Source organism: Methylorubrum populi, assembly GCF_002355515.1.
GTDB lineage: Bacteria > Pseudomonadota > Alphaproteobacteria > Rhizobiales > Beijerinckiaceae > Methylobacterium > Methylobacterium populi_A.
In genome coordinates, this window is the sequence record NZ_AP014809.1 from 1,168,435 (window position 1) to 1,185,961 (window position 17,527).

The 17,527-nt window shown below is 67.7% G+C and carries 15 protein-coding genes; all 15 read right to left on the reverse strand.

The window, feature by feature from the left end; all coding sequences use genetic code 11:
- Window positions 1–5 precede the first annotated feature (5 nt).
- Window positions 6–1,679, reverse strand: a complete 1,674-nt coding sequence (locus MPPM_RS05455; RefSeq protein WP_096484176.1) for a ribonuclease J — start codon at window positions 1,677–1,679, stop codon at window positions 6–8.
- Between the two features lie 19 nt (window positions 1,680–1,698).
- A complete protein-coding gene (locus MPPM_RS05460; RefSeq protein WP_096484177.1) occupies window positions 1,699–2,547 on the reverse strand; it encodes a biotin--[acetyl-CoA-carboxylase] ligase in 849 nt (282 codons plus the stop codon).
- A gap of 6 nt (window positions 2,548–2,553) precedes the next feature.
- Complete coding sequence (gene nuoN, locus MPPM_RS05465) at window positions 2,554–3,993, reverse strand: NADH-quinone oxidoreductase subunit NuoN (protein WP_096484178.1); 1,440 nt, start codon at window positions 3,991–3,993, stop codon at window positions 2,554–2,556.
- On the reverse strand, window positions 3,990–5,573 hold the full coding sequence (locus MPPM_RS05470; RefSeq protein ID WP_096484179.1) for an NADH-quinone oxidoreductase subunit M: 1,584 nt from the start codon (window positions 5,571–5,573) through the stop codon (window positions 3,990–3,992). The genes nuoN and MPPM_RS05470 overlap by 4 nt, the downstream gene beginning before the upstream one ends.
- The gene (gene nuoL, locus MPPM_RS05475; RefSeq protein WP_096484180.1) at window positions 5,573–7,699 is read right to left on the reverse strand and encodes an NADH-quinone oxidoreductase subunit L; all 2,127 of its coding nucleotides are present in this window, start codon (window positions 7,697–7,699) and stop codon (window positions 5,573–5,575) included. Before nuoL ends, MPPM_RS05470 begins: the two co-directional genes overlap by 1 nt.
- A gap of 61 nt (window positions 7,700–7,760) precedes the next feature.
- A complete protein-coding gene (gene nuoK / locus MPPM_RS05480; protein ID WP_003598182.1) occupies window positions 7,761–8,066 on the reverse strand; it encodes an NADH-quinone oxidoreductase subunit NuoK in 306 nt (101 codons plus the stop codon).
- 5 nt (window positions 8,067–8,071) lie between these two features.
- Complete coding sequence (locus MPPM_RS05485) at window positions 8,072–8,692, reverse strand: NADH-quinone oxidoreductase subunit J (protein ID WP_012452937.1); 621 nt, start codon at window positions 8,690–8,692, stop codon at window positions 8,072–8,074.
- 117 nt (window positions 8,693–8,809) lie between these two features.
- Entirely contained in the window at window positions 8,810–9,298 is a 489-nt protein-coding gene (gene nuoI / locus MPPM_RS05490) for an NADH-quinone oxidoreductase subunit NuoI (protein ID WP_096484181.1), read from the reverse strand.
- 13 nt (window positions 9,299–9,311) lie between these two features.
- A complete protein-coding gene (gene nuoH / locus MPPM_RS05495; protein ID WP_096484182.1) occupies window positions 9,312–10,334 on the reverse strand; it encodes an NADH-quinone oxidoreductase subunit NuoH in 1,023 nt (340 codons plus the stop codon).
- A 12-nt stretch (window positions 10,335–10,346) separates the two neighbouring features.
- The gene (gene nuoG, locus MPPM_RS05500; protein ID WP_096484183.1) at window positions 10,347–12,413 is read right to left on the reverse strand and encodes an NADH-quinone oxidoreductase subunit NuoG; all 2,067 of its coding nucleotides are present in this window, start codon (window positions 12,411–12,413) and stop codon (window positions 10,347–10,349) included.
- Between the two features lie 34 nt (window positions 12,414–12,447).
- Window positions 12,448–13,749: an NADH-quinone oxidoreductase subunit NuoF gene (nuoF, locus tag MPPM_RS05505; protein ID WP_096484184.1), complete on the reverse strand. Its 1,302-nt coding sequence runs from the start codon at window positions 13,747–13,749 to the stop codon at window positions 12,448–12,450.
- Window positions 13,750–13,759: 10 nt separating this feature from the next.
- A complete protein-coding gene (nuoE, locus tag MPPM_RS05510; RefSeq protein WP_096484185.1) occupies window positions 13,760–14,998 on the reverse strand; it encodes an NADH-quinone oxidoreductase subunit NuoE in 1,239 nt (412 codons plus the stop codon).
- 19 nt (window positions 14,999–15,017) lie between these two features.
- The gene (locus tag MPPM_RS05515) at window positions 15,018–16,208 is read right to left on the reverse strand and encodes an NADH-quinone oxidoreductase subunit D (RefSeq protein ID WP_096484186.1); all 1,191 of its coding nucleotides are present in this window, start codon (window positions 16,206–16,208) and stop codon (window positions 15,018–15,020) included.
- Window positions 16,209–16,219: 11 nt separating this feature from the next.
- Window positions 16,220–16,879: an NADH-quinone oxidoreductase subunit C gene (locus tag MPPM_RS05520; protein ID WP_096484187.1), complete on the reverse strand. Its 660-nt coding sequence runs from the start codon at window positions 16,877–16,879 to the stop codon at window positions 16,220–16,222.
- An 11-nt stretch (window positions 16,880–16,890) separates the two neighbouring features.
- Window positions 16,891–17,478, reverse strand: a complete 588-nt coding sequence (locus tag MPPM_RS05525) for a NuoB/complex I 20 kDa subunit family protein (RefSeq protein WP_096484188.1) — start codon at window positions 17,476–17,478, stop codon at window positions 16,891–16,893.
- Window positions 17,479–17,527 lie beyond the last annotated feature (49 nt).

The window sequence follows — 17,527 nt, forward strand, 5'->3', positions numbered from 1 at the left end:
GGCGATCACACCTCCACCACCTGCACGTGGCAGGCGGGCTTCTTGCCCCAGGCCTCGTTGACGGCGGAGCGCACGGCGCGATCGACCGCGATCTCCACGGCCTCCGAGTCCTTCATCTTGCCGCGCGACAGGCCGTTGATCGTCCGGTTGACGGTGTCGACCACGGTGTCGAGCAGGGGCTCGCCGCTGCGCCCGCGATTGGGCAGGCCCATGATGTCGACCGCCGGCTCCCCGGCCATCTCGCCGCGCTCGTCGATGGCGAGCGCCACCGAGACGAGGCCGGTCTGCGACAGCTTGCGCCGCTCGGGGATCGCTCGGTCCTTCGAGTCGATGAGGACGTTGCCGTCTTTGTAGAGCCGCCCGGCGCGGACATGCTCGACCACCTCCGGCTTGCCAGGCGCGAGGCGGACCACCGCGCCGTTGCGGGCCTTCACCACGGTCTCGACGCCCTGCGAACGGGCGAAGCGCGCATGCTCGTCGAGATGCAGGGCCTCGCCGTGGACCGGCACCACCGCCTTCGGCCGCGTCCACGAATACATCGCCACCATCTCCTCGCGGCGGGGATGGCCGGAGACGTGGACGAGTTCGGTGCGGTCGGTGATGACCTCGATGCCGTCCTCGATCAGGTCGTTGATGATGGCGCCGACATCGCGCTCGTTGCCGGGGATGGCGCGGGAGGAGAAGATCACCCGGTCGCCGGCGGTCAGCGAGATCGCCGGGTGGTCGTGGCGCGAGACCCGCGACATCGCCGCCCGCGGCTCACCCTGCGAGCCGGTGAGCAGGCAGACCACCTTGTCCCGCGGCACGTGCGAGTAGGAATCGGCCGAGAGGAAGTCCGGCAGCCCGTCGAGGTAGCCGCATTCGCGGGCGACATCGATGACCCGGTCCATGGCGCGCCCGACGGCGATCACCTGCCGGCCGCAGGCCTGGGCGGCCTCCGCCACCGCGCGGATGCGGGCGACGTTGGAGGCGAAGGTCGTCACCGCGACGCGATGGGGCGCGTTCTCGATCAGCTTGCGCAGGGTCGCGGAGACCTCGGCCTCGCTCGGCGAGCGGCCCTCGCGCAGCACGTTGGTCGAGTCGCAGATGAGGGCGAGGATGCCCTCGTCGCCCAGCGCGGTGAAGGCTTCCGGCGAGGTCGTGTCGCCGGCCACCGGCGTGTCGTCGAGCTTCCAGTCACCGGTATGCAGCACGAGGCCGTGCTCGGTGCGGATCGCCACCGCGTTCGATTCCGGGATCGAGTGCGCCACCGGCACGAACTCGATCTCGAACGGACCGACGGTGACGCGCCGGCCCGGCTTGACCTCGCGCAGATCGACCTTCGGCGCGCCGGGCTCCGAGAGGCGGCGAGTCTCCAGAAGGTTCTTGGCGAAGCGCGTGGCGTAGACCGGGGCCTTGAGCCGCGGCCACAGTTCCGAGATCGCGCCGATATGGTCCTCGTGCGCGTGGGTGATGAAGATGCCCAGAAGGTCCTTCTTGCGCTCCTCGATGAAGGTGAGGTCGGGGAACATCAGGTCGATGCCGGGCAAGCCTTCCTCGCCGGCAAAGCCCATCCCGCAATCGACCATGATCCATTTGCGCTGCTTCTCGGGCCCGATGCCGTAGAGGCCCGCATTCATCCCGATCTCGCCCACGCCGCCGAGCGGCACGAAGACGAGTTCGTCCTGCCGTGTCGTCATCTTGTTCGTCTATCCAGTCTCAGACCGCCGTCGCGGCACTTCCGAAATGCACCTCGCCCGCCGTCACGGTTCGTCGGGTTCCATCCGGGGCGAGGATCACGAGCCGCCCCCCCTCGTCGATCGTTTCAAAGATGCCCGTCAGCGTGACTTCGGCCATGCGAACCGACACGGGGGCCCCTACCCCCGCCGCGCGCTCCAGCCACCGCCGCCGGATATTCGAGAATCCGCGCCCCTTGTTCCAGATCCGGACGGCTTCGACAAACCGTTCCGACAGGAATTCGAGCAGCCTCGGCGCATCCGCCGCGGAAAAAGCCGAAAGCGCCGCCGCCGGATAGGGCAAACCCTCGGGCGCCGCAGCGACATTGACGCCGAACCCGACCACCACGGCCCGCCGCCCGCCCGGAAGCGTCTCGGCCTCCAGCAGGATGCCGGCGAGTTTATGGCCGTCGGCGAGCACGTCGTTGGGCCATTTCAGATGGATGGCGGCCGGTGCGGAGGCAAGAGCGTGCGGCGCCGCGGCATCCGCTCGCCCCGCCTGCGAGGCAAGCGGAGCGGGGTCCAGGCGGCACGCATCCCTGATCGCATCGACCAACGCCACGCCGGCCACGAAGCCGAGGGTCGCCACCATCTCCGGCGCGACACCGGCCACCGGCAGCAGCAGGCTCGCGGCGAGGTTGCCCTCCGGCGAGGTCCAGGCGTTGCCGCGGCGGCCGCGGCCCGCCTCCTGGCGGCGGGTCGTGACCCAGAGCGGACCCGACTCGCCGCCATGGGCGAGGCGCATCGCCTCGCTGTTGGTCGAGTCGAGCCGGTCGTGGCTGTGGAGCCGGTATCCCTCGGACCGGGCCGCTGGGCTCAGCCGGAACTGCATCCGCCTTTAGAACAGCGACTTGGCGGCGTCCCCGGCCGCGGCGACGAGCGGCGCCGGGATCAGGAAGAACAGCACCACGACGGCGCTCGACACGCCGAGCACGATCGCCGAGCCCGGCGGGATCCGCTCATAGGGGGCCTTGGCCTCGTCGAAGTACATCACCTTGACGAGGCGCAGGTAGTAGAACGCGCCGACCACCGAGGTCACCACGCCGACGACCGCGAGCGTCACCAGCCCCGCCTTGATGGCGGCGGCGAAGACGTAGAACTTCGCGAAGAACCCGGCGAGCGGCGGAATGCCGGCCAGCGAGAACATCATCGCGGCAAGGCAGAAGGCCAGCCAGGGATGGGTGCGCGAGAGGCCCGAGAGATCGTCGATCGTCTCGAACATCTTGTCCTTGCGGCGGAGCGACAGCAGCACCGCGAAGGCGCCCAGCGTCATGGCGAGGTAGATCACCATGTAGATGACCACGCCGCGCACCCCCTCCTCCGAGCCGGCGGCGAGGCCGATCAGCGCGTAGCCGACATTGCCGATGGAGGAATAGGCCATCAGGCGCTTGATGTTGCGCTGGCCGATGGCGGCGAAGGACCCGAGCGCCATCGAGGCGATCGAGACGAACACGATGATCTGCTGCCAGACCGCGGTGACGTCGGGGAAGGCGCCGATGAAGACGCGCACCGTCATCGCCATGGCGGCGACCTTCGGCGCAGAGCCGAAGAAGGCGGTGACCGGGGTCGGCGAGCCCTCGTAGACGTCCGGCGTCCACATGTGGAACGGCACCGCCGCGAGCTTGAAGGCGACGCCGGCGGCGACGAACACGATGCCCAGCACGATGCCGAAGCTCGACGGACCGTTCAGCGCCGTGACGATGCCGGGGAACGAGACCGTGCCGGTGAAGCCGTAGACCAGCGAGGCGCCGTAGAGCAGCATGCCGGAGGAGAGCGCGCCGAGCACGAAGTACTTCAGGCCGGCTTCCGTGGACTTCACGTCGTCGCGGTGGAAGGCGGCGATGACGTAGGCGGCGAGCGATTGCAGTTCGAGGCCGAGATACAGCGAGATCAGGTCGTTGGCGGAGGCCATGACCAGCATGCCGATGGTGCAGAGCACGATCAGGATCGGGTACTCGAACCGGTCGATGCGCTCGCGCTGGAAGTAGTCCCGCGAGAGCAGGATCGTCGCCGCGGAGCCAATCAGGATCAGTGCTTTCATCACCCGCGCAAACGGGTCGGCGATGAAGGCGCCGTTCAGCGTCGTCACGTTGCCCGTCTGCGAGACGACGAGGAAGAAGGTGAAGATCAGGAGGATCAGCGCACCGACGTTGACGCCCTCGGACGAGCGCTCGCCGCGCCACGCCCCGTAGAGGACGAGCAGCAGAGCGCCGATGCTCAGGACGATCTCCGGCAGGACCGGCGTGATCGCCGGCAGGACGGACTGGATCGGGGTCATCGCGCGGCGGCCTCGACGGTTTTTTGGGAGGCGTGAGCCGCCGCCTTCTCCGCCGCGGCGGATTGTGCGGCCTTGGCTGCGGCCTCGGCGGTCTGGGTGGTGGCGAGCGCGGCCCGCATGTTCTGCATCAGCGCCTCGGTGGACGGCGCGAACGTGTCGAGCACGGGGGCCGGGTGGACGCCGTACCAGATCGTCAGCGCGACGAGCGGCGCGATGATGATCTTCTCGCGGTTATCGAGATCGAGGATGCCCTGGAGATTGGGCTTGTCGAGCTTCCCGTAGATCACCCGGGCGTAGAGCCACAGGGCGTAGCCGGCCGAGAGGATGATGCCGAAGACCGAGAAGAAGGCCACCGTCGGGTTGGCGCGGAAGGCGCCCATCATCGCCAGGAACTCGCCGACGAAGCCCGACGTGCCCGGCAGGCCGACATTGGCCATGGTGAAGACCATCATCGCCGCGGCGTAGAGCGGCATCCGCTTCACGAGACCGCCATAGGCCGCGATCTCGCGGGTGTGCATCCGGTCGTAGACGACGCCGACGCAGAGGAAGAGCGCGCCCGAGACGATGCCGTGCGAGATCATCAGGAACAGCGCGCCCTGGATGCCCTGCTCGTTGAGGGTGAACAGGCCGAGCGTCACGAAGCCCATATGCGCCACCGACGAGTAGGCGATCAGCTTCTTGATGTCGGTCTGCATCATCGCGGTGAGCGAGGTGAAGATGATCGCGATCACCGACAGGGCGAAGACGAGCGGCGCGAACTCGGTGCTCGCATCCGGCAGCATCGGCAGCGAGATCCGGATGAAGCCGTAGCCGCCCATCTTGAGCAGGATGCCGGCCAGGATCACCGAGCCCGCGGTCGGCGCCTCGACGTGGGCGTCGGGGAGCCAGGTATGGACCGGCCACATCGGCATCTTCACCGCGAAGGAGGCGAAGAAGGCGAGCCACAGCCACCATTGCAGGCCGACGGGGAAGCGGTGCTGGAGGAGCGTCGGGATGTCGGTGGTGCCGGCCTCCCAGTACATCGCCATGATGGCGAGCAGCATCAGCACCGAGCCGAGCAGGGTGTAGAGGAAGAATTTGAAGCTCGCGTAGATGCGCCGCTTGCCGCCCCAGATGCCGATGATGAGGAACATCGGGATCAGGCCTGCCTCGAAGAACAGGTAGAACAGCACGAGATCGAGGGCGCAGAACACGCCGATCATCGTCGTCTCGAGGACGAGAAAGGCGACGAAGTACTCCTTCACCCGATTCTCGACCGAGAGCCACGAGGCGCCGATGCAGAACGGCATCAGGAAGGTGGTCAGCAGGATCAGCGGCATCGAGAAGCCGTCGACGCCGAGCTTGAACCGGATCGTCTCGGCCAGCCACGCATGGCTCTCCACGAGCTGGAAGCTCGGGCTCGCCACGTCGTAGCGGGCCCAGGCCACCAGCGAGAGCAGGAAGGTGACGACCGTGGTGATCAGCGCGGCCCAGCGGGCGTTGCGCTTCACGGCCTCCGTCTCCTCACCCAGGGTCAGGATGAAGGCGGCGCCCGCGAGCGGGACGATCAGGAGCCCGGAGAGAATACCGAGGCCGAGCATCAGTGGGTCCCCCCAGGCACGCCGGAGACGAGGTACCACGTGATCAGGCCGGCGACCCCGACGAGCATCACGAAGGCGTAGTGGTAGACGTAGCCGGTCTGGAGGCGGACCACGCCACGGGTGATGTCCACGACCCGGGCCGAGATGCCGTTCGGGCCGAAGCCGTCGATGATCCGGCCGTCACCCTCCTTCCAGAGGAACAGGCCGAAGTTCTTGGCCGGGCGCACGAAGATCCGGTCGTAGATCTCGTCGAAGTACCACTTGTTGAGCAGGAAGCGGTACAGGATTGGCTGAGACTCCGCGATGCGGTGCGGCATGTCGGGCCGGCGGATATACATCCAGAAGGCCAGCAAGAAGCCGAGCACGAGCATCACGAAGGGCGAGGCGGCGACCCAGCCCGGCGCGTCGTGGATCTTGTGCATGATGTCGTTGCCGGACCCGTGCGGGAGCGCGTGGCCCCAGAACTTGTCCATGTCGTGCCCGATGAACCGGTCCTTGAAGATCAGGCCGGCGAACAGGGCGCCAAAGGCCAGGATGCCGAGCGGGATCGTCATCACGAGCGGGCTCTCGTGCGGCGTGTGGGCGTGATCGTCGTGGTGCTCGATCGCGCTGTGCGAGGCGGGCTCGACGTCGTGGCCCTTGTCATCGTGGGCGACGCCCTCGTGATGCCCCGGCGCGCCGTCGGCCTGGTGGGACGAGGCGGCATGGGCGGTCGCCGCATGGGCATGATCATCCGCGGCATGCGCGTGATCGTCGTGACCGTGGGCGCCGTGCGCCACCCAGCGCTGCGGTCCCTCGAAGGTGAGGAAGAACAGGCGCCAGGAGTAGAACGAGGTCATCAGCGCGGCGATCACCGTGGCGAGGAACGCCAGGACGTGGCCGGGGCGGTCGGACATGTAGGCCGCCTCGATGATCGCGTCCTTCGAGTAGTAGCCCGAGGTAAACGGGAAGCCGATCAGCGCGATCGTGCCGATCGTCATCATCGCCGTGGTGAAGGGGATGTAGCGGCGCAGGCCGCCCATGTTCCGCATGTCCTGCTCGTGGTGCATCGCATGGATGACCGAGCCGGCGCCGAGGAACAGCAGCGCCTTGAAGAAGGCGTGGGTGAAGAGGTGGAACACGCCCGTGGCGTAGGCGCCGACGCCGAGGCCGACGAACATGTAGCCGAGCTGCGAGCAGGTCGAGTAGGCGATGACCCGCTTGATGTCGTTCTGCACGAGGCCGACGGTCGCCGCGAAGAAGGCGGTGATGCCGCCGATGACGGTGACGACGGTGAGCGCGGTCGGGGCCAGCTCGAACAGCGGCGACAGGCGCGCGACCATGAACACGCCGGCGGTCACCATGGTGGCGGCGTGGATCAGCGCCGAGACCGGAGTCGGGCCCTCCATCGCGTCGGGGAGCCAGGTGTGCAGCAGGAACTGCGCCGACTTGCCCATCGCGCCCATGAACAGGAGCAGGCAGGCGAGCGTCAGGGCGTGCCAGTCATGGCCGAGGAAGTGGAAGGTCGCGTCCTTCAGCTCCGGCGCCTTGGCGAAGATCGCGTCGAAACCGACCGAGCCCGTCAGGACGAAAACGAGGAAGATGCCGAGCGAGAAGCCGAAATCGCCGACGCGGTTGACGATGAAGGCCTTCATCGCCGCGGCGTTGGCCGAGGGCTTCTCGTACCAGAAGCCGATCAGCAGGTAGCTCGCGAGGCCGACGCCCTCCCAGCCGAAGAACATCTGCACGAGGTTGTCGGCCGTCACCAGCATCAGCATGGCGAAGGTGAACAGCGACAGGTAGGCGAAGAAGCGCGGCCGGTGCGGATCCTCGTGCATGTAGCCGATGGAGTAGAGGTGCACGAGGGTCGAGACCGAGGTCACGACGACGAGCATCACCGCGGTCAGCGTGTCGACCTTGAAGGCCCAGTCGACCACGAGGTCGCCGGCCGAAAACCACTGCGCGACGGGCACGGTCTCGGCGCGGCCGTCTCCGGTCACGAGGAAGAAGGCGCCCCAGGACAGCAAGGCCGCGAAGGCAAGGCAGCCCGTCGTCACGAGCTCGCTCATCCGTGCGCCGATCAGCCGGCCGAACAGGCCGGCGATCAGGGCGCCGATCAGCGGGAAGAAGACGATCGCGTGATACATGGGTCGGTCATGCCTCGCAGCAGGCGGACGAAGGGGACGGGGCTCTCTTCGGGAGGGAGCGTCAGCCCTTCATCATGCTCACGTCCTCGACGGCGATGGAGCCGCGGTTGCGGAAGAACACCACCAGGATCGCCAGACCGATCGCGGCCTCGGCCGCGGCCACCGTCAGCACGAACAGGGCGAAGACCTGCCCGGTGATGTCGTTGAGATGGGTCGAGAAGGCGACGAGGTTGATGTTCACGGCGAGCAGGATCAGCTCGACCGACATCAGGATGACGATGACGTTCTTGCGGTTGATGAAGATGCCGAGCACGCCGAGCGTGAACAGGATCGCGGCAACCGTGAGATAGTGGCTCAGTCCGATCATGGGCCTCAGACCTCCACGCCCTGCCGCGAGGGCACCTTGATGGTATCGACCGCCATCGTCTGCGTGCGGGCGTTCTGCACGGAGATGTTCTGGCGCTTCACGCCGGTGCGCTCGCGCAGGGTCAGCACGATGGCGCCGATCATCGCGACCAGCAGGATCAGGCCGGCGATCTGGAAGGCGTAGACGTAGTCCGTGTAGAGCACGCGGCCGAGCGCCTCGGTGTTGGTGGCGGTCTCGCCGTGGGCCGCGCGGCCGAGCGGCGCCTGAACGAGGCCCGGATCGATGGTCCAGGTGCCCACCACCAGCAGCAGCTCGATCAGGAAGATCGCGCCGATCAGGCCGCCGATTGGCAGGTAGCGCTGGAAGCCCTGGCGGAGCGCGGCGAAGTCCACGTCGAGCATCATCACGACGAAGAGGAACAGCACCGCCACCGCGCCGACATAGACGACGACGAGAATCATCGCCAGGAACTCGGCGCCCATCATCACGAACAGCCCGGCGGCGTTCACGAAGGCGAGGATCAGGAACAACACCGAGGTGACGGGGTTCCTGGCAGCGATCACCATGAAGCCCGAGGCCACGGCGAGGCTGGCGAAGAGATAGAAGAAGGCGGCGGCTGCGGTCATGCGATTTTCAGCATCGGCCGCTCGGTCGAGCGGCTCCCTTCTGCCTCGGTGGACCCTCGGCCGCAGGCGGCGGCCCGTCTATAGATCTGGGCTGTGCAAGGCACAACCGGCGGCGGACTAGCGGTAGGGCGCGTCCATCGCGATGTTGCGGGCGATCTCGCGCTCCCAGCGGTCGCCATTCTCGAGCAGCTTCTGCTTGTCGTAGAGCAGCTCCTCGCGGGTCTCGACCGAGAACTCGAAGTTCGGGCCCTCGACGATGGCGTCCACCGGGCAGGCCTCCTGGCACATGCCGCAATAGATGCACTTCACCATGTCGATGTCGTAGCGCGTGGTGCGCCGCGTGCCGTCATTGCGGCGCGGGCCCGCCTCGATGGTGATCGCTTGCGCGGGGCAGATGGCCTCGCAGAGCTTGCAGGCGATGCAGCGCTCCTCGCCGTTGGGGTAGCGGCGCAGGGCGTGCTCGCCGCGGAAGCGCGGTCCGCGATGGCCCATCTCGAAGGGGTAGTTGATCGTGGCCTTTGGCTTCAGGAAGTACCTCATGGCGAGGAAGAACCCCGACACGAACTCCTTCAGGAGAAGGCTTCTGGCGACCTGATCGAGCTTCACGGCGCGATCCTTCTCAAGCGCCCGGCGCGAGGCCGGTGAGTTTCAGGACGAAGGCGACGATGATGACCGAGATCAGGGAGAGCGGAAGGAACACCTTCCAGCCGAGCCGCATGAGCTGGTCGTAGCGGTAGCGGGGCACCATGGCCTTCACCATGGCGATCATGAAGAACAGGAAGCTGGCCTTCAGCGCGAACCAGATCACGCCGGGCACCCAGGTGAAGGGCACGAACGGGATCGGCGAGAGCCAGCCGCCGAGGAACAGGACCGTGCCGAGCGCGCACATGGTCATGATCGCCACGTACTCGCCGAGCATGAACAGCAGGTACGGCGTCGAGGAGTACTCGACCATGTAGCCCGCCACGAGTTCCGACTCGGCCTCCGGCAGGTCGAAGGGCGGGCGGTTGGTCTCGGCGAGCGCCGAGACGAAGAACACGCCGAACATCGGGAACAGCCAGAGCCAGTACCAGCCGAACAGGCCGAGCGCCGTGTCCTGCGCGGTGACGATGCGCGAGAGGTTGAGCGAGCCGGCACACAGCAGCACGCAGATGATCACGAAGCCGAGCGAGACCTCGTAGGAGATCATCTGCGCCGCCGAGCGCAGGGCGCCGAGGAAGGCGTATTTCGAGTTCGAGGCCCAGCCGCCCATGATGACGCCGTAGACGCCGAGCGAGGAGATTGCGAAGATGTAGGTGATGCCGACATTGATGTCGGCGATCGCCCAGCCGTCGGCGAGGGGGATCACCGCCCAGGACGCCAGCGCCAGCATCGCGAAGACCAGCGGCGCCAGCAGGTAGATCGCCTTGTTGGCGCCCGCCGGAATCACCGGCTCCTTCAGCACGAACTTCAGGAGGTCGGCGAAGGACTGGAGCAGACCGAACGGTCCGACCACGTTCGGACCGCGGCGCAGCTGCACCGCCGCCCAGATCTTGCGGTCCGCCAGCAGCGCGAAGGCGATGAAGACGAGCAGCGCCGCGAGCAGCACGAAGCTCTTCAGCGCGATCAGGAGGACGGTGCCGAGCACTTCCCAGAAGGTCATCGCGGGCGTCCCTTATTCCGCCGCTTCGAGGGCGCGGCCCCGGGCGAGGCCGGAGCACTCGGCGAGCACCCGCGAGGCGCGGGCGATCGGGTTGGTGAGGTAGAAGTCGGCGACCGGAGAGGAGAAGGCGCCCGACGCGCCCTCCCCCGGCAGCGCCGCCAGGGTGTCGAGCGTCGCCGCCGCGTCGGAGGCTTCGACCTGCCCGACCGCTGCAAGATGCGGGTGCTCCGCATACATCGCCTTACGGAGCGCGGCGAGGGAATCGTAGGGCAGGCGCTTGCCGAGCACGTCGGAGAGCGCACGCAGGATCGCCCAATCCTCGCGGGCATCGCCCGGCGGGAAGCCGGCGCGGTTGGCCATCTGCACCCGGCCCTCGAGATTGACGTAGGTCGCGCTCTTCTCGGTATAGGCGGCGCCCGGCAGGATCACGTCGGCGCGGCTGGCGCCGGCATCGCCGTGGGTGCCCTGATAGATCACGAAGGCGCCGGGCGCGATCACCCGCTCGTCAGCGCCGAGGTTGAACACGACGTCGAGCGCGCCCGGCTCCAGCATCTGCGTGAAGGTCAGGTCGCCCTCCCCCGGCACGAAGCCGAGATCGAGGGCGCCGACGCGGGCCGCCGCCGTGTTGAGCACGCCGAAGCCGTTCCAGCCCTCCGCGACCGCGCCGACATCCTTCGCCAGCGCGGCGGCGGCGGCGAGCGCGCCAAGGCCGCCCTCGCCGACGAGGATGAGCGGGCGCTCGGCCTTTTTCAGCACGTCGAGGAAGCTGTGCTCGCCCTTGGCGATCGAACCGAGCGTGCCGGTGCCGGCGCCGAGATAGGTGTAGGGGTAGGTCAGGTCCGGCTGCTCGTCGAGGATCAGGCCGATCGAGACCGGAGCCATGCGCCAGCGCTTGCGGATGCGCACGTTGAGCAGCGAGGCTTCCGTGCGAGGGTTGGCGCCGACGATGAGGATCGCGTCCGCCTGCTCGATGCCGGGGATGGTCGGCGCAAAGGTGTAGGCGGCCCGGCCCCAGGCCGGGTCGATCACCTCACCGGTCTGGCGCGCGTCGAGATTCGTCACGCCGAGCGAGCCCATGAGCTGCTTGAGCGCAAAGATCTCCTCGGCACCCGCGAGATCGCCGACGAGGGCGCCGACGCGCTTGGGATCGGCGCCCTTCACCTTGGCAGCGATCGCCGAGAACGCCTCACCCCAGGAGGCCGGGCGCAGGCGCCCGTTCTCGCGCAGGAAGGGGCGGTCGAGGCGCTGAAGGCGCAGGCCGTCCACCACGTGGCGGGTCTTGTCGGAGATCCACTCCTCGTTGATTTCTTCGTTGATGCGCGGCTCGATCTGCATCACCTCGCGGCCGCGGGCATCGATGCGGATCGCCGAGCCGACCGCGTCCATCACGTCGACGGATTCGGTCTTGTGCAGCTCCCAGGGGCGCACGTTGTAGCTCTGCGGCAGGTGAACCAGCGCGCCGACCGGGCAGAGGTCGGCGACGTTGCCCTGAAGCTCCGAGCCCATCGCCTGTTCGAGGTAGCTCGTGATCTCCATGTCCTCGCCGCGGCCGATGGCGCCGAGATCCGGCACGCCGGCGACTTCCGCGAGGAAGCGGACGCAGCGGGTGCAGTGGATGCACCGGTTCATCGCCGTGCGCACCAGCGGGCCGATATACTTCTCCTCGACCGCCCGCTTGTTCTCGCTGTAGCGGGTCGAGTCGACGCCGTAGGCCATCGCCTGATCCTGCAGGTCGCAATGGCCGCCCTGGTCGCAGATCGGGCAATCGAGCGGGTGGTTGATGAGGAGGAACTCCATCACCCCCTCGCGCGCCTTCTTCGTCGTGCCAGAACGCGTCAGCACCTCCGGCGGCTCGCCGTTGGGGCCAGGGCGGCAATCCTTCACCGCGTAGGCGCAGGAGGCCACGGGCTTGGGCGCGCCCTTCAGCTCGACCAGGCACATGCGGCAATTGCCGGCAATCGACAGCCGCTCGTGGAAGCAGAAGCGCGGGATCTCCGCGCCCGCGATCTCGCAGGCCTGCAGCAGGGTGTAGTCGGCCGGGACATCGACCTCGGTGCCGTCGATGAGGATTTTGGTCATCGGGTCATCTCGAAGGTGAGCATCGGGGCGGCGCTCACTCCGCCGCCATCGGCACCGCATCCATGTGCGGGTTCGCGCTGTACTGGTCGATCCGCTTCTCGATCTCGGGCCGGAAATGCCGGATCAGGCCCTGGATCGGCCACGCGGCAGCGTCGCCCAGCGCGCAGATCGTGTGGCCCTCGACCTGCTTGGTGACTTCCAAGAGCATGTCGATTTCGCGCTTCTGCGCCCGGCCGGCGGCCATGCGGGTGAGCACGCGCCACATCCAGCCGGTGCCCTCGCGGCAGGGCGTGCACTGGCCGCAGCTCTCGTGCTTGTAGAAGTACGAGATGCGGGCGATCGCGCCGACGATGTCGGTCGACTTGTCGAGCACGATCACCGCCGCGGTGCCCAGCCCCGAGCCGAGGTTGCGCAGGGTGTCGAAATCCATCTTGGCGTCGATGATCTGCTCGGCCGGTACCAGGGGCACCGAGGAGCCGCCGGGGATGGAGCAGAGCAGGTTGTCCCAACCGCCGCGCATGCCGCCGCAATGCTTGTCGATCAGCTCGCGGAACGTGATGCCGAGCTCTTCCTCGACGTTGCAGGGCTTGTTGACGTGGCCCGAGACGCAGAACAGCTTGGTGCCGGTGTTGTTCTTGCCGCCGAGGCCCGCGAACCACGCGCCGCCGCGGCGCAGGATCGTGCCGGCCACCGCGATCGACTCGACGTTGTTGACGGTCGTGGGGCAGCCATAGAGGCCCATATTGGCCGGGAATGGCGGCTTCAGCCGCGGCATGCCCTTCTTGCCCTCAAGGCTCTCGATGAGCGCCGTCTCCTCGCCGCAGATATAGGCGCCGGCGCCGTGGTGGACGTAGATGTCGAAAGGGTAGTCGTGGACGTTCGACGGCCCGACGAGGCGCGCCTCGTAGGCCTCGTCCACCGCGCGCTGGAGCGCGAACTTCTCCGCCACGTACTCGCCGCGGATGTAGATGTAGCAGGCATGCGCCCCCATGGCGAAGGAGGCCAGCATGCAGCCCTCGATCAGGAGATGCGGATCGTGCCGCATGATCTCCCGGTCCTTGCAGGTGCCCGGCTCCGACTCGTCGGCGTTGACGACGAGGTAGTGCGGGCGCCCGTCGGACTTCTTGGGCATGAACGACCATTTCAGGCCGGTGGGGAAGCCGGCGCCGCCGCGGCCGCGCAGGCCGGAGCCCTTCATCTCATCGATGATCCAGTCCCGGCCCATTTCGAGCAGGAACTTGGTGCCGTCCCAGGCGCCGCGTTTCTTCGCGGCGTCCAGACCCGGCGAGTGCTGGCCGTAGAGATTGGTGAAGATGCGATCCTGATCGGAGAGCATGATCCGCTCCTCAATCCTTGCTGCCGGCGAGATCGGCCGACTGTCCCACCCAGTTTTCCCGGTCGATGCGGCCGGGGAAGGCGAGATAGGCGCTCACCCAGGCGACCTCCTTCGGCGACCACGCGGCGATCTGGTCGTAGTGCCAGATGCCGAGGTCGTTGAGGCGGCGCTGGTTGATCGGGCCGATGCCCTTGATCTTGGTCAGGTCGTCCGGACGATCCTCGCGTGGGGCGTCGAGCCCCTGCGGCCGGGTGCCGGCCGCGTCGGCGCGGGCCTCCGGATTTTCGCCCTCGGGAACGTCGTCGCCGGCACCGACGGTCGCCGGATGCTGCGGCGGCTCGGTGCGCAGGATCTTGTCTTCCTCGACGGCCGGATCCTGAGCCGGCGGCGCCTTCGCGTCGCGGGCCTGCGCCTGGTCCTCCGGCTTCACCGGGGTTTCGCCGGCACTGGCCCGCTCGGCCGGCGCATCAGCGGCCTTCGATTCGTTCGCACGCCCGGCGGAGGGCCGGGCCGGCTTGGTCTCGTCCGCGACGCGGGCCTCGGTCGAGGCAGCCTCGTCCTTCTTGACACCTTCCTCGCCCTCGCCGGCGCCCTCGGTCTGCTCGAAGCGCTTGCGCCACGCGCCGACGCGCGAACCGTCGAACAGGGTCGGGTCGGTCAGGGTGTTGACGGCGTCCTTCGGCTCCGAGGAGATCCGGCCGATCTGCGAGCCGACCTTCACGGGGCGGCCGGCGGCGAGGTCGTCCATGAGCTTGTTCAGGCTCTCAGGGGTGAGATCCTCGTAGTAGTCCTGATTGATCTGCACCATCGGCGCATTGCAGCAGGCCCCGAGGCACTCGACTTCGAGCCAGGAAAAGTTGCCGTCGGCCGAGACATGGCCGGAGGGGCCGAGGCGATCGTGGAGGGCGGCCTTCAGCTCCTTCGCCCCGCAGCAATCGCACGGAACGGTGCCGCAAACCTGGATCCAGAAGCGTCCGACCGGTTCCAGGGCGAACATCGTGTAGAAGGTCGCGACCTCCAGCACGCGGATATGCGGCATGCCGAGCTGGTCGGCGACCGCCTCGATTGCCTTCTGCGGCAGCCAGCCGCCATTCTGCTCCTGCGCCTTCCACAGCAGCGGGATCACGGCCGAGGCCTGACGGCCCTCCGGATATTTCGCGATCTGGCCGCGAGCCCAGTCAGCGTTCTCGGGCGTGAACGCGAAGTCCTGGGGCTGCTCGGCAGCGGGGGCTAGCCTGCGGTTCGCCATGACGTTTCGACCCGTCTCCTCAGCGGTCCACTTCGCCGAACACGATGTCGAGCGTGCCGAGCACGCAGGACACGTCGGCGAGCAGGTGGCCGCGGCACATCCAATCCATCGCCTGAAGATGGGCGAAGCCCGGAGCGCGGATCTTGCAGCGGTAGGGTTTGTTGGTGCCGTCCGAGACGAGGTAGACGCCGAACTCGCCCTTGGGCGCTTCGACCGCGGCGTAGACCTCGCCCTCGGGCACGTGGAAACCCTCGGTGTAGAGCTTGAAGTGGTGGATGAGCGCTTCCATCGAGCGCTTCATCTCCCGGCGCGGCGGCGGCGCGAACTTGCCGTCGACCGAGGCGATCGGCCCCTGGCCCGCAGGCTCGCGCAGCTTGGCGCAGCACTGCTTCATGATCTTCACGGATTCCCGCATCTCTTCCATGCGGATCACCTGGCGATCGTAGGTGTCGCCGTTCTTCCCCACGGGGATGTCGAAGTCCATCTCCTCGTAGCACTCGTAGGGCTGCGACTTGCGCAGGTCCCACGGGATGCCCGAGCCGCGCACCATCACGCCCGAGAAGCCCCAGGCCATCGCCTCGTCCACCGAGACGATGCCGATATCGACGTTGCGCTGCTTGAAGATGCGGTTGGCCATGACGAGGTTGTCGAGGTCGTCGACCACCTGCAGGAACGGATCGCAGAACGCCTCGATGTCGTCGATCAGCGCGGGCGGCAGGTCCTGATGGACGCCGCCGGGGCGGAAGTAGTTGGCGTGAAGACGAGCGCCGGAGGCGCGCTCGTAGAAGATCATCAGCTTCTCGCGCTCCTCGAAGCCCCACAGGGGCGGCGTCAGCGCGCCGACGTCCATCGCCTGGGTGGTGACGTTGAGGAGGTGGGAGAGCAGCCGCCCGATCTCGCAGAACAGGGTGCGGATGAGCTGGGCCCGGCGCGGCACCTCGATGCCCGCGAGGCGCTCGATCGCGAGACAGAAGGCGTGCTCCTGATTCATCGGCGAGACGTAGTCGAGCCGGTCGAAATAGGGCGTCGCCTGGAGGTAGGTCTTGTGCTCGATCAGCTTCTCGGTGCCGCGGTGAAGCAGACCGATATGCGGATCGACTCGCTCGACCACCTCGCCGTCGAGTTCGAGCACGAGGCGCAGCACGCCGTGCGCCGCCGGGTGCTGCGGCCCGAAATTGATCGAGAAGTTGCGGATGTTGTGCTCAGACATGACCGCAGCCCTCAGCTCGACTTCTTCTCATCGCCCGGAAGCACGTAGTCGGTGCCTTCCCACGGCGACAGGAAGTCGAAGTTGCGGAATTCCTGGGTGAGCTTGACCGGCTCGTAGACGACGCGCCCCTCGTCCTGGTCGTAGCGGACCTCGACGAAGCCGGTGAGCGGGAAGTCCTTGCGCAGGGGATGCCCCTCGAAACCGTAATCGGTCAGCAGCCGGCGCAGGTCGGGATGGCCCGAGAACAGGATGCCGTAGAGGTCGTAGGTCTCGCGCTCGAACCAGTTCGCCGCCGGGAAGACCGGAATGGCGGACGGCACCGGCGTCGCGGCGTCGGTCTGCACCTTCACGCGCACCCGCATGTTATGGCGCAAGGAGAGCAGGTGGTAGACCACGTCGAAGCGGCGCGCCCGCTGCGGGTAGTCGACGCCGCAGATGTCGATGAAGCAGCGGAAGGCGCAGGCCGGATCGTCGCGCAGGTACGTCAGCGCGTAGACGATGTCGCTGCCCTGGACGATCACCGTCAGCTCGCCATGGGTGATGCTCCAGTCGGTGACCGCCGGGCCGAGCGCTCCGGCGATGCGCTCGCCCATGGCCCGCAGCGCATCCTCGCCCTGCGCCGCCGCGACGGTGCGGCGGAGCGTGATGCCGTTGGTGGTGATGGCCTCCATCGCGCCCTCCCTCACCGCTCGATCGTGCCGGTGCGGCGGATCTTCCGCTGCAGCAGCAGCACGCCGTAGAGCAGCGCCTCGGCGCTCGGCGGGCAGCCCGGGACGTAGATGTCGACCGGCACCACCCGGTCGCAGCCGCGCACCACTGAGTAGGAGTAGTGATAGTAGCCGCCGCCATTGGCGCAGGAGCCCATGGAGATGACGTAGCGCGGCTCCGGCATCTGGTCGTAGACCTTGCGCAGGGCCGGGGCCATCTTGTTGGTCAGCGTGCCGGCGACGATCATCACGTCGGATTGCCGCGGCGACCCGCGCGGGGCGAAGCCGAAGCGCTCACAATCGTAGCGCGGCATCGACATCTGCATCATCTCGACGGCGCAGCAGGCGAGACCGAAGGTCATCCACATCAGCGAGCCGGTGCGGGCCCAGTTGATGAGCTCGTCCGCGCTGGTCACGAGGAAGCCGCGGTCGGCCAACTCGCTGTTGATCGACAGGAAGGTCGGATCGTTCGCGCCGATCGGGCGGCCGGTGGCGGGATCGATGATCCCTTTCGGGGCCGGCGCGATGTCGGGCGCGCGGGAGAAGGTCGGAGTCAGGGCCATCTGTGCCTCTGAGCGAGTGCGGAAGGGAAACGACGCGAAGGGAGTCGCG

Coding starts and splice junctions, on each gene's coding strand:
- MPPM_RS05520 (WP_096484187.1), bottom strand. CDS start 16,879: ATGGAGGCCATCACCACCAACGGCATCACGCTCCGCCGCACCGTCGCG.
- MPPM_RS05460 (WP_096484177.1), bottom strand. CDS start 2,547: ATGCAGTTCCGGCTGAGCCCAGCGGCCCGGTCCGAGGGATACCGGCTC.
- nuoF (WP_096484184.1), bottom strand. CDS start 13,749: ATGCTCTCCGATCAGGATCGCATCTTCACCAATCTCTACGGCCAGCAC.
- MPPM_RS05525 (WP_096484188.1), bottom strand. CDS start 17,478: ATGGCCCTGACTCCGACCTTCTCCCGCGCGCCCGACATCGCGCCGGCC.
- nuoK (WP_003598182.1), bottom strand. CDS start 8,066: ATGATCGGACTGAGCCACTATCTCACGGTTGCCGCGATCCTGTTCACG.
- nuoG (WP_096484183.1), bottom strand. CDS start 12,413: ATGACCAAAATCCTCATCGACGGCACCGAGGTCGATGTCCCGGCCGAC.
- MPPM_RS05515 (WP_096484186.1), bottom strand. CDS start 16,208: ATGTCTGAGCACAACATCCGCAACTTCTCGATCAATTTCGGGCCGCAG.
- MPPM_RS05485 (WP_012452937.1), bottom strand. CDS start 8,692: ATGACCGCAGCCGCCGCCTTCTTCTATCTCTTCGCCAGCCTCGCCGTG.
- nuoL (WP_096484180.1), bottom strand. CDS start 7,699: ATGTATCACGCGATCGTCTTCTTCCCGCTGATCGGCGCCCTGATCGCC.
- nuoN (WP_096484178.1), bottom strand. CDS start 3,993: ATGACCCCGATCCAGTCCGTCCTGCCGGCGATCACGCCGGTCCTGCCG.
- MPPM_RS05455 (WP_096484176.1), bottom strand. CDS start 1,679: ATGACGACACGGCAGGACGAACTCGTCTTCGTGCCGCTCGGCGGCGTG.
- nuoH (WP_096484182.1), bottom strand. CDS start 10,334: ATGACCTTCTGGGAAGTGCTCGGCACCGTCCTCCTGATCGCGCTGAAG.
- MPPM_RS05470 (WP_096484179.1), bottom strand. CDS start 5,573: ATGCTCGGCCTCGGTATTCTCTCCGGGCTCCTGATCGTCCCGCTCGCG.
- nuoE (WP_096484185.1), bottom strand. CDS start 14,998: ATGGCGAACCGCAGGCTAGCCCCCGCTGCCGAGCAGCCCCAGGACTTC.